At 64.1% G+C, this 9,725-nt stretch carries 10 protein-coding genes; 6 read left to right on the top strand and 4 right to left on the bottom strand.

Annotated features, from left to right (window positions below):
• The 4 genes from VF515_11795 to VF515_11780 form a co-directional block, all read left to right on the top strand.
• Positions 1–984, top strand: a 984-nt coding sequence (locus tag VF515_11795; protein ID HEX7408317.1) for an ATP-binding domain-containing protein, incomplete at its 5' end; no start/stop codon positions are given.
• Between the two features lie 60 nt (positions 985–1,044).
• Positions 1,045–2,205 carry an acyl-CoA dehydrogenase family protein gene (locus tag VF515_11790; protein HEX7408316.1) on the top strand — a complete coding sequence of 387 codons (1,161 nt, stop codon included), beginning with the start codon at positions 1,045–1,047 and terminating at the stop codon, positions 2,203–2,205.
• Positions 2,206–2,240: 35 nt separating this feature from the next.
• Positions 2,241–3,116: a 3-hydroxybutyryl-CoA dehydrogenase gene (locus VF515_11785; protein ID HEX7408315.1), complete on the top strand. Its 876-nt coding sequence runs from the start codon at positions 2,241–2,243 to the stop codon at positions 3,114–3,116.
• A gap of 61 nt (positions 3,117–3,177) precedes the next feature.
• A complete protein-coding gene (locus VF515_11780; GenBank protein HEX7408314.1) occupies positions 3,178–4,323 on the top strand; it encodes an acyl-CoA dehydrogenase in 1,146 nt (381 codons plus the stop codon).
• Positions 4,324–4,434: 111 nt separating this feature from the next.
• Here VF515_11780 and VF515_11775 read toward each other — a convergent pair whose 3' ends face one another.
• Complete coding sequence (locus tag VF515_11775) at positions 4,435–5,658, bottom strand: acyl-CoA dehydrogenase family protein (GenBank protein ID HEX7408313.1); 1,224 nt, start codon at positions 5,656–5,658, stop codon at positions 4,435–4,437.
• On the opposite strand from VF515_11775, the gene VF515_11770 reads away from it, so the two are divergent.
• Positions 5,657–5,791, top strand: coding sequence for a hypothetical protein (locus VF515_11770; protein ID HEX7408312.1), 135 nt, complete (start codon positions 5,657–5,659; stop codon positions 5,789–5,791). The two genes, VF515_11775 and VF515_11770, sit on opposite strands and share 2 nt — an antisense overlap.
• Before the next feature lie 83 nt (positions 5,792–5,874).
• Here VF515_11770 and VF515_11765 read toward each other — a convergent pair whose 3' ends face one another.
• Positions 5,875–6,492: a superoxide dismutase gene (locus VF515_11765; GenBank protein ID HEX7408311.1), complete on the bottom strand. Its 618-nt coding sequence runs from the start codon at positions 6,490–6,492 to the stop codon at positions 5,875–5,877.
• Between the two features lie 235 nt (positions 6,493–6,727).
• Here VF515_11765 and VF515_11760 point away from each other — a divergent pair, with 235 nt between their 5' ends.
• Positions 6,728–7,150 carry a secondary thiamine-phosphate synthase enzyme YjbQ gene (locus tag VF515_11760; GenBank protein ID HEX7408310.1) on the top strand — a complete coding sequence of 141 codons (423 nt, stop codon included), beginning with the start codon at positions 6,728–6,730 and terminating at the stop codon, positions 7,148–7,150.
• A 60-nt stretch (positions 7,151–7,210) separates the two neighbouring features.
• Here the strand turns inward: VF515_11760 and VF515_11755 are convergent, their stop codons facing one another.
• Positions 7,211–8,185, bottom strand: coding sequence for an NAD(P)-dependent oxidoreductase (locus VF515_11755; protein HEX7408309.1), 975 nt, complete (start codon positions 8,183–8,185; stop codon positions 7,211–7,213).
• A gap of 155 nt (positions 8,186–8,340) precedes the next feature.
• Positions 8,341–9,725: multiheme c-type cytochrome (locus tag VF515_11750; protein HEX7408308.1), on the bottom strand; the 1,385-nt coding region annotated here is incomplete at its 5' end.

The raw sequence follows: 9,725 nt of genomic DNA, 5'->3' as shown, positions 1-9,725 counted from the left end.
CTGATCCTGCTTGGTGACCAGGACCAGCTGGCATCGGTCGAGGCCGGCGCGGTGCTCGGCGACATCTGCAACACCGGCGTGCCGCGCACGTATTCGCGTGCGTTGGTGGAGGATATCGGCCGGCTCACCGGCGATCGTCTCCCACTCCATGCGGACGCACCGCGCGCCACCGGGATCTGGGATTGCATCGTGCAGCTGACGCACAGCTATCGCTACGGTCCAGAGAGCGGCATCGGCGCACTGGCGCGCGCCATCAACGCGGGAGACAGCGCGGAGGCGCTTGCCGTTCTCGAATCGGGTGACTACGCGGACGTCGCGCTGGTCGAGCCGGCGGAAGATGCGGGCTTGAGTGACGCATTGCGCCAGGCCGTGCTACAGGGGTTCCAGCCCTTCCTCAGCCAGCAGACGGCGGCAGAGCAGCTGCAAGCACTGGAGCGTTTCCGTGTGCTCTGTGCTCACCGCCGCGGCCCGGGTGGTGTCGAGGTGGTGAACCAGCAAATCGAGGAGGCCCTCGCGGGCGCCGGTCTGATCCGTCCGGAAGGGCAATACTACAGCGGCCGCCCGATCATCGTCACGCGCAACGACTACCAGCTCAAGCTGTTCAACGGCGACGTCGGTTTGATCACCGGCGATCCCGCCGCTGCCTCGTCTCAAAGGGCGGCGTTCTTCCTCGGTGCCGACGGCGAGCCGCGCTTTCTCTCCCCCTCACGGCTGCCGCCGCACGAAACCGTCTACGCCATGAGCATCCATAAGAGCCAGGGATCGGAGTTCGACCAGGTGGCAGTGATACTGCCGCCGCGCCTCTCGCCGGTGTTGTCGCGCGAACTCCTCTACACCGCCGTCACCCGCGCCCGCCACAGAGTGACCATCCACGCTACGAAGGAAGTGATAGAGCAAGCCATCGCCCGTCGCGTCGAGCGCGTCTCCGGGCTGCGCGACTTGCTGTGGGGCGTCGCCGGGCTTTCCCATAGTCGCCGGTCTTGATAAGCAACTCGTCGGCTGCATGTCCGAACTCAACCCCCACGGCACGCAAGGGATGCTCGCATGGAATTCGCACTAACGGACAAGCAACGCAGCTTACGCGCGGCGGTGCGCGAGTTCTTGCGCCAGACACTGCCGGCGGATGCCGGGCGCGAGTTCGACGACACGTGGATGGTGGGTTTCTCCAAGGAGTTCTCGGCGGCGCTCGGCGCCCGTGGCTGGGTCGGGTACACGTGGCCCAAACGCTATGGCGGGCAGGAGGGTTCGTATCTCGAACGGCTGGTCGTGACCGAGGAGTTGCTGCGCGCCGGTGCGCCGGTGGCCGCGCACTGGGCGGGCGATCGGCAGATCGGGCCGGCGCTGTTGGCCTACGGTACCGAGGAGCAGCGTCAGGAGTTCCTGCCGCGCATCACGCGGGGCGAACTCGTTTTCTGCCTGGGCATGAGCGAGCCCAACGCCGGCTCGGACCTGGCCGCGCTGCGCACGCGCGCGGTCGAGGACGGTGAGTCTTACGTCATCGACGGGCACAAGATCTGGACCAGCTTCGCGCACCAGGCCGACTATTGCTACCTGGTGGCGCGCACCGATCCGCAGGCGCCGAAGCACAAGGGCATCAGCGAGTTCCTCGTCGACATGCGCACGCCGGGGATCACCGTGCGGCCGATCGTGGACATGGCCGGCGAGCACCACTTCAACGAACTCTTTTTCGAGAACGTACGCCTCCCTCGCCGCTATCTGATCGGCGAGAAGAACCGCGGCTGGTACCAGATCGCCTCACAGCTCGACTATGAGCGTAGCGGCATCGAGCGGCTGTTGAGCAACTGGCTGCTCCTGCGCGACGTCACCGCCTATGCACGCGCACAAGGGTTCACCAACGACCCGGTCTGGCGTGACCGCTTGGCGCGGGTGCGGATCGAGGTCGAGATCGGCCGCTGGCACGTCTATCGGGTGGCGTGGCTGTTGAGCAGCGGGACGGTGCCCAGCACCGCAGCGGCGCTGGCGAAGACGTACTGCACCGATGTCGAACAGCACATCGCGGCGTTGGCGGGTGAGCTGGTCGGACCGCATAGTCAGTTGCTGCCGGGGTCACCGGGCGCTCTCCTCGGTGGACGGGTGGGGCGCGGGCTGCTCTTTGCGCCGGCGTACACCATCCAGGGCGGCACCTCGAACATTCTGCGCAACATCATCGCCATGCGAGGCTTGGGCTTGCCATCCGGGGCGTGAAGTTGGATACGAACCTTCGAGACTGCGGAGGAGGCATGAACGTTCACACGATCGGAATCGTCGGGGCAGGGCAGATGGGAAGCGGCATCGCCCAGGTGGCCGCGCAGGCGGGATTTGACGTCTTGCTGCACGACATTTCAGAGGCGGCAATTGCCCGCGGCCTGTCGGGCCTGGCCAGTGCCATGGACCGTGTCGTTGCGCGCGGGAAACTCACGCGCGAGGAAGGCGACAAGATCCTGTCCCACATCCATGCGACGCCCAGCTTCGAGGCGTTGGCGGATGCCGACTTCATTCTCGAGGCAGCCACGGAGAATGAGCGGTTGAAGATCGAGCTGTTCAAGCGCCTACACGCCACCAGCAGTCCGGAAGTGATTCTGGCGTCGAACACCTCCTCGATTTCGATCACCCGACTGGGGAGCGCCAGCGGCCGGCCCGACAAAGTCATCGGCATGCACTTCATGAACCCGCCCCCCGTGATGCGTCTCGTCGAGATCGTTCGCGGCCTGGCCACCGCGCCGGAGACCTACGAATGCGTCAAGTCGCTGGCGGAGCGCATGGGCAAGGCCACCATGGTGGCCGAGGACTCGCCGGGCTTCGTCGTCAACCGCGTCTTGTTGCCGATGATCAACGAGGCGGTGTACGTTGTCTATGAAGGCGTGGGCAGTGTGGAGGATGTCGATACCGCCATGAAGCTCGGCACCAATCAGCCGATGGGGCCGCTCGAGCTCGCCGACCTCATCGGACTCGATACCTGCTTGGCCATCATGGAGGTGATGCAGGACGTGCTCGGCGACGACAAGTACCGGCCCTGCCCGTTGCTGAGGAAGTATGTCGACGCCGGCTACCTTGGACGGAAGACGGGGCGTGGCTTCTACAAGTATGACGGCTCTGGACAGATGCTGAAAGTCTGAGTGCCGTTTGTAAACCGGTGATCCGTTGGCTTGCTGAGACCGAAAGAGAGGATGACACGTTATGTTTGCGCTGTCTGAGACGCATGAGATGCTGCGCAAGACCTGCCGCGAATTCTCCGACAGGGAGTTGGTACCGATCGCTGCCGCGCTGGATCGCGAGCACCGTTATCCGGCGGAGCAGGTCGAGCACCTGGCGGAGCTGGGACTGATGGGGGTGGCGATCCCCGAGGAGGAGGGCGGGGCGGGCCTTGATTGCCTGGCGTACGCCATCGCCATGGAAGAGATCAGCCGCGGCTGCGCCTCCACCGGCGTGATCATGAGTGCGAACAATTCGCTCTACTGCGATCCGGTGTTGAAGTTCGCCACGCCGGTGCAAAAGAAGACGTTCCTCAGGCCTTTCGCCGCCGGCCAACAGCTCGGCTGTTTCGCTTTGAGCGAGCCGGGCAACGGTTCCGACGCTGGCGCTGCCAAGACCACGGCCCAGCGCCAGGGCGACTACTGGGTGCTCAACGGCACCAAGGCGTGGATCACCAATGGCTACGAGGCCAGTGCGGCCGTTGTGTTTGCCACCACCGACCGCGCCAAGAAGCACAAGGGTATCAGCGCCTTCCTGGTGCCCATGCCGACCGAAGGACTGTCGCTGGGAAAGAAGGAAGAGAAGCTCGGCATCCGGGCGTCGTCCACGTGCAACTTGATTTTCGAAGATTGCCGCATCCCGCGGGAGAACCTTCTCGGGCAAGAGGGCGAGGGCTTCAAGATCGCCATGACCACCCTCGACGGCGGACGTATCGGAATCGCGGCGCAGGCGGTCGGCATTGCGCAGGCGGCGTTGGAGGAGGCGGTGGCGTATGCCAAACAGCGCCAAGCCTTCGGCGCGCCGATCGCGAACCTGCAGGCGATTCAGTTCAAGATCGCCGATATGGCGTTGCGCATCGATTCGGCGCGTCTGCTGACCTGGCGCGCGGCGCAATTGAAGGATCAGGGAACACGGTTCACCACCGAGGCGGCGATGGCCAAGTTGGCTGCCTCTGAAACGGCAACGTTTGTGACCCACCAAGCCATTCAGATCTTGGGCGGCAACGGCTACGTGAGCGAATTTCCGGCGGAGCGCCATTACCGTGATGCTCGTATCACCGAGATCTACGAGGGGACGAGCGAGATCCAGCGGTTGGTGATCGCCAGCAACGTCATCAAGCAGTACGACTGAAATCCAAGTACGGTGGTTCGCGGTTGCCGTGCCGTGTGCCGCTGAAGCGCATTGTCCCTCGTCGCCGGGGAGGGTCGCCGCTTGAAGGGCGTCCGAGGGGTGTATGAGCAATCACGCCAGCAGCGCCCGCGCGATGGTCTGCAGCTGCATCTCGTTGGTGCCGCCGCCAATTTCGAACATCTTGGCGTCGCGCATGAGCTTCTCCAGCGGCAGCTCGGCCGTGTAGCCGGCGCCGCCGTGGATCTGGATCGCATCGAGGGAGACACGCACCGCTTCTTCGGCGCAGTAGAGCTTCGCCACCGACGCCAGCCGCGCATCCAGCTTGCCGCTGCCCTGGGCCCAGGCGAGCTTGAACACCAGGTTGCGGGCGTTCTCGAGTGCCAGCTCCATGCGCGCCAGCTTGAAGGCAATCGCCTGGAATTCCCCGATGGGGCGCCCGAACTGCTCGCGTGTCTTGGCGTACCGCACCGATTCTTCCACACAGCGTTCGATGATGCCGAGACACATGGCGGGCATCACCGTGCGCTCGAGATTCAGCGTCTCCAATGCCGCACCGCCGCGTGCGCCGGGGTGTGTCCCGATCTCGCCGATCAGATTCCGCCGCGGTACGCGGCAATCGTTCAGGAAGATTTCCCCGGTCGGCGAATCATGCATGCCCATCTTGCGCATCGGCTTGCCGGTCTCGAGCCCCGCTGTTCCTCGGGCAACCACGATCGGCCGTATTGGTCTCGGCGTTTCTCCGGTGTCGATGCGCGCGTAAATGGCGAACACGTCGGCGAATGGTGCGTTGCTGATGAATGTTTTCTGGCCGTTCAGGACGAAATCATCACCGTCGGGTACTGCGGTGGTCCGCATGCCGCCGAAGGCGTCGCTGCCGGCGCCCGGCTCGGTGAGCCCCCAGGCGCCGAACTTCTCGAAGCGGAAGAGGGGCAGAGCATAGTGCTCGATCAGCTCCGCCGAGCCGCGTGAGAGGATGGTCATGGCGCAGCCGAGGGTGGCGATGAACGCCATGCCAAATCCCGGTGAAATGCGAGAGATCTCCTTCAGGAGAACGCTGGTGAGCATCGGATCGCCACCGAAGCCGCTGCCGGCGCTGTCCTGGGCGTCAGCGGCACCGCTGCCTGCGCTTGTGCCGCGGCGCAACTTCGCACTGCGCCGCTCTGCCATCATGACCAGGGGCGTGGAAATCGCGAGGTCGCGCGCCAAGCGTCGGATCAGTTCATAAGGAAGCATCTCCCCCGCTTCCAAGGCCGGCACTGCAGGCGCAAGATTCTCCTCGCACCACATCCGGATCGCGCTTTCCAGCATCCGCTGCGTTTCGTCGAGTTCGAACATGGTGAGGCGATTGATACAACTCTGGCTCCGCCAGGGCAACGGCCGCTGTCACGGACTGGCCAGCGCCTTTGGCGCCATCAACCAGGCGGTCACCAACACCTTGGTCTCGGCCAACATCCAGTACGCGAAATGAGGGGGCGGCTGACTGGTCCGGAGTCTTGAGTAGTCATTGAAGCACGGCGCGACCGGCTGACCGGTCGCGCCGGTAGCGGCACTTCAGAATCGTGCGGGGATCTTCTTTTCCGTTGCTTCGACGAATCGCTTTTCCACGACAGGCCAGTTCACGTTGCTGAAAAACGCCTTGATGTACTGCGCCCGGCCCCCGGCGCCGTAGTCGACCATGTAAGCGTGTTCCCACACGTCCATGACGAGGATGGGTACGAAGCCCGCGATGTTGCCCTCTTCGTGCAGCTGCACGAAATGATTGTTCAAGATCCCGGTGGCAGGATCCAGGTACAGGATCGCCCAGCCGATGGAGCGGCTGGCACCGGTGTTGACGAAATCGTCTTTGAAGGCATCGAAGGTGCCGAATTGGTCCGTGAGGGCCTTCTTGAGCGCGCCGGTGGCGCCGGGTTCGGAAACCTTGGCCTTGAGATTCCCGAAGTAGTACTCGTGCAAGACCATGCCATTATACTCGAAACCGAGACGGCGGCGGCGGTCGGCGCACGCCGGTGTCGCGCCTTTCCCATCTTTGGCGAGTGTTTCGAGCTCCTTGCGGAGCGCGTTGACCTGAGTGACGTAGCCCTCGTAGAGACGCCAGTGTTGCGCGATTTGTTCCTCGGAGATGCCGGCAAGCCCGGCGGGTTTCAACCGTGTCTTCGCTTCGTAGGTCATTAGATGTTCCTCCTCCCTTCGTGAGTAAGTACTCAGAATGTCACGGTTCCGAAGGTAGCGAAAGACCCCTCTTCAAACCCTCTTCGGCGCGGAATCGGCAGGTGGAAGGGGCTCCGGAGTGGCACGCTTAGCGGTTCACCAAGCTCATCATCGCCCTGAGCGCAACTGCAACGCGTTTTGCGGGCGCCGAAGTCCACGGGTTGCATGTCGATTCCCAGCGCGCCACTATTGCCGCATGCGTAGCTTCAGGAAAGTCCTTCCGCTCCATGTGAAGAAGCGAATGGCCTTCATTAACATCACGCCGCGGGTACAGGAGGCGCTGGTGGAGAGCGGCATTCAGGAAGGCCTGTGTCTGGTGAACTCCATGCACATCACCTCGAGCGTCTTCATCAACGACGACGAGCCAGGCCTGCATGACGACTTCGCTCGCTGGCTGGAGCAACTGGCGCCGTACGATTCCAGTCCGAAACGCTACCATCACAACCGCACCGGCGAGGACAACGGTGATGCGCACCACAAGCGCCAGGTGATGGGACGCGAGGTGGTGGTGGCGGTGACCGACGGCGCGCTCGACTTCGGGCCGTGGGAGCAGATCTTCTATGGCGAATTCGACGGCAACCGCAGCAAGCGCGTGCTGATCAAGATCATCGGCGAGTAAGGTGGGCTTCCTCGCCCTCCGGGAGAGGGTCCGGGCGGCGGGAGTGGATGTCGGACGATCCTATTTGGCGCGCCGCCTGACTCCGCCAGCCAGCCACCGGTACGCGTCCGCCAGCGCGTCCACGTTGCCCTTGGCGGGACGCCAGCCGAGCCGGTCCCATGCTTTGCGAATGTCGAACACGTAATCGGTCAGCGCGATTGGAATATGCTCCGGCTCGAGGGGTGACCGCCCGAGCGCCAGCAAGAGACGGGAAAGCCCACGCAGCAGCGATCTGGGTACGGGGATGACCGGCGACCACGAGCTCACGCGGGTGCGGAGCTCGCGGAACACCTGCTGCTGCGACGGAACGGCATCGGCGCCGATGTTGAATGCCTCACCGGCAACGCCGGTCGCGCGGCTCGCGGCCAGGCACGCCTCCACCAGGTCGCTGAGCGCCACCATCTGAAAACGCCCATGCCCGCCGGGCACAACGATGGGCCACCCTTTGTGCAAGGCCGTCAGCGTTGTGAGCAGCACGCGATCGGTCATTGTCGGGCCCACCACGGTGGTTGGGCGCAGGATCACGACCTGTAACCCACGATCGTTCGCGTCTCTGGCGAGCTGTTCGGCTTCGACCTTGTTGCGGCCGTACTCACCCAGCGGACGTTGCGGCGCGTCTTCCGGGCACGGCACCGTGGCAGGTACGCCGTACACCTCCGTGCTCGAGAGCATCACCACACGCGAAACACGGGCACGAAGGGCCGCGTTGAAGAGATGTCCAGCGCCTTCGACGTTCGTCAGCCGCATCACCGCCGCGGCGGCCTGCCGTTGCGGCAGCAGCGCGGCGCAATGGAACACGAACTCGGCATCGCGACAGCCCTGCTCCAGGAGCGAGCGGTCACGGATGTCGCCCCGCAGTCGGGTGGCGTCGTCAGGCCAATCGCCGGAAAATCGCACGTCCAAGGCGCGGACGTGGTTCCCCTGTGCCAAGAGGCTGTTGACCAAGGCCCGCCCGACAAAACCGCCGGCGCCGGTGACGAAACACGTCGTGGACATTGGCAAGGGAAGGGGAGAACCTCACCCCATGGGAAACTTCTGGTACCACTCGGGACGCTTCGGGTCCAAGGGGAAACTCAACCCTGCCTCCAGCTCGTAACGGCGCGCGGCTTCCTTGACGGCGTAAATGAGGTTGGGCAATGCCGCGGCTCTTCTCACTCGCCGTAGCGTTGCTTGTAAAAGTCCAGGATCTTCTGCCGGTCCTCCGGACCCAAGCCCTTGCGCCAGGCATGCTCGGGCTGGTTCAGAATGTCGTCGATGACCTTCTTGACGTCCGGATCGTCGCCGGCCAGTGCCTGCGCTTCCGGGATCAGCTCGAAGTAGAAGCGCTGGGCGACCTCGAAGAAGCCGTGCCACTGGGTGTAATCCGGCCCTTGCATGGAGACGCCCATGCGGGCGCGCCGCCCTTCGTGGTGCCAGAGCAGGTAGAAGGTCCACTCGATCTTGTCGTCAAACGGGTCGGGCGTGATCTTCTGCTTGGCGCGTAAGACGTCCATGATCTGCTGTGCCGGTTTGGCGAACTTGTCGTTGTACAGCTCGACGGTCTTGTCGAACTGCGTGTAGAAGGCCTTGACGAAATCCGGCCCGTGGCAGTTGCCGCACACGGCCTGCATGTTGGCGCGGCGCTCTTCCCAGCGCTCCAGTTTCTTGGAGATCACCGGCCGCAGCGTCCAGCTGATGCGCGCGCCCACGTCGTGAGTCACGGCCAGCGATTTGGTGGCGCTCATGTGGCAGGTCGAGCAGGTCGGGGCGGCGCTGTAATCCTTGCCCACGATCCATGACTCGCTGTCGAGGTGCATGTCGGCCTGGCGCGCGTGAAAGGCGATGCCGTGCTTCGACTCGTTGAAGATTTCGATCTGCGGATGGTCCGGCCCCATATGGCACTTGCCGCAGGTGTCGGGGTACCGGGCCACGGCGCGGCTGAAGATGTGGCGTGAGTGGCAGGCCGAGCAGGAACCGCGGCTGCCGTCGAGGTTGACGCGTCCGATGCCGGTGTTTGGCCAGGTGAGCGGGTCGATCTTCGGCTTGCCGCTTTCATCCTTCACCGGGGTGCCGTCGGCGCCGGTGACCAGGCGCACCGTCGAGCCGTGGCACTGCCAGCAGCCGTTGGCGGCGGCCAGCGAGCCTTCCGCCATTTCACCGAGCACATTGTCGAGCGAGCCGATGAACTGCGCGGCCTGGGCGTGATGGCTTTGCGTGAACTCTTCGGTCTCCGCCACATGGCACGTGCCGCAATCCTTCGGAGTGACGATGGTGGCGATCGTGCGGCCGAAGTGGGTGAACGCGTCGGCATCGCCCGCTTCGGCCTGATGACATTCGTAGCAGCCGACCCCGATGGTTGCGTGTTTGGATTGCGCCCACTGCTGCGCAATGACCGGCGTGTTTTGCGAATGGCACTTGTAACAGGGCTGACTGTCTGCCGTCAGTGCCGGACCGGCTTTCTTGGCTGACGCCTTACCTCGTGGCGAGGCGGCCGCGGCGGGAAGTGCTGCCAGGATCAATACCAACGCGATACCGACCGAACGCTTCATCGCTGCCC

This window comes from Candidatus Binatia bacterium, from assembly GCA_036382395.1.
GTDB lineage: Bacteria > Desulfobacterota > Binatia > HRBIN30 > HRBIN30 > JAGDMS01.
This window is presented reverse-complemented; position numbering and strand designations above follow the sequence as displayed.

Excerpts from the sequence above, each read along its gene's own strand:
- VF515_11790 (HEX7408316.1), top strand. The coding sequence starts at position 1,045 with ATGGAATTCGCACTAACGGACAAGCAACGCAGCTTACGCGCGGCGGTG.
- VF515_11785 (HEX7408315.1), top strand. The coding sequence starts at position 2,241 with ATGAACGTTCACACGATCGGAATCGTCGGGGCAGGGCAGATGGGAAGC.
- VF515_11780 (HEX7408314.1), top strand. The coding sequence starts at position 3,178 with ATGTTTGCGCTGTCTGAGACGCATGAGATGCTGCGCAAGACCTGCCGC.
- VF515_11770 (HEX7408312.1), top strand. The coding sequence starts at position 5,657 with ATGGTGAGGCGATTGATACAACTCTGGCTCCGCCAGGGCAACGGCCGC.
- VF515_11775 (HEX7408313.1), bottom strand. The coding sequence starts at position 5,658 with ATGTTCGAACTCGACGAAACGCAGCGGATGCTGGAAAGCGCGATCCGG.
- VF515_11765 (HEX7408311.1), bottom strand. The coding sequence starts at position 6,492 with ATGACCTACGAAGCGAAGACACGGTTGAAACCCGCCGGGCTTGCCGGC.
- VF515_11760 (HEX7408310.1), top strand. The coding sequence starts at position 6,728 with ATGCGTAGCTTCAGGAAAGTCCTTCCGCTCCATGTGAAGAAGCGAATG.
- VF515_11755 (HEX7408309.1), bottom strand. The coding sequence starts at position 8,185 with ATGTCCACGACGTGTTTCGTCACCGGCGCCGGCGGTTTTGTCGGGCGG.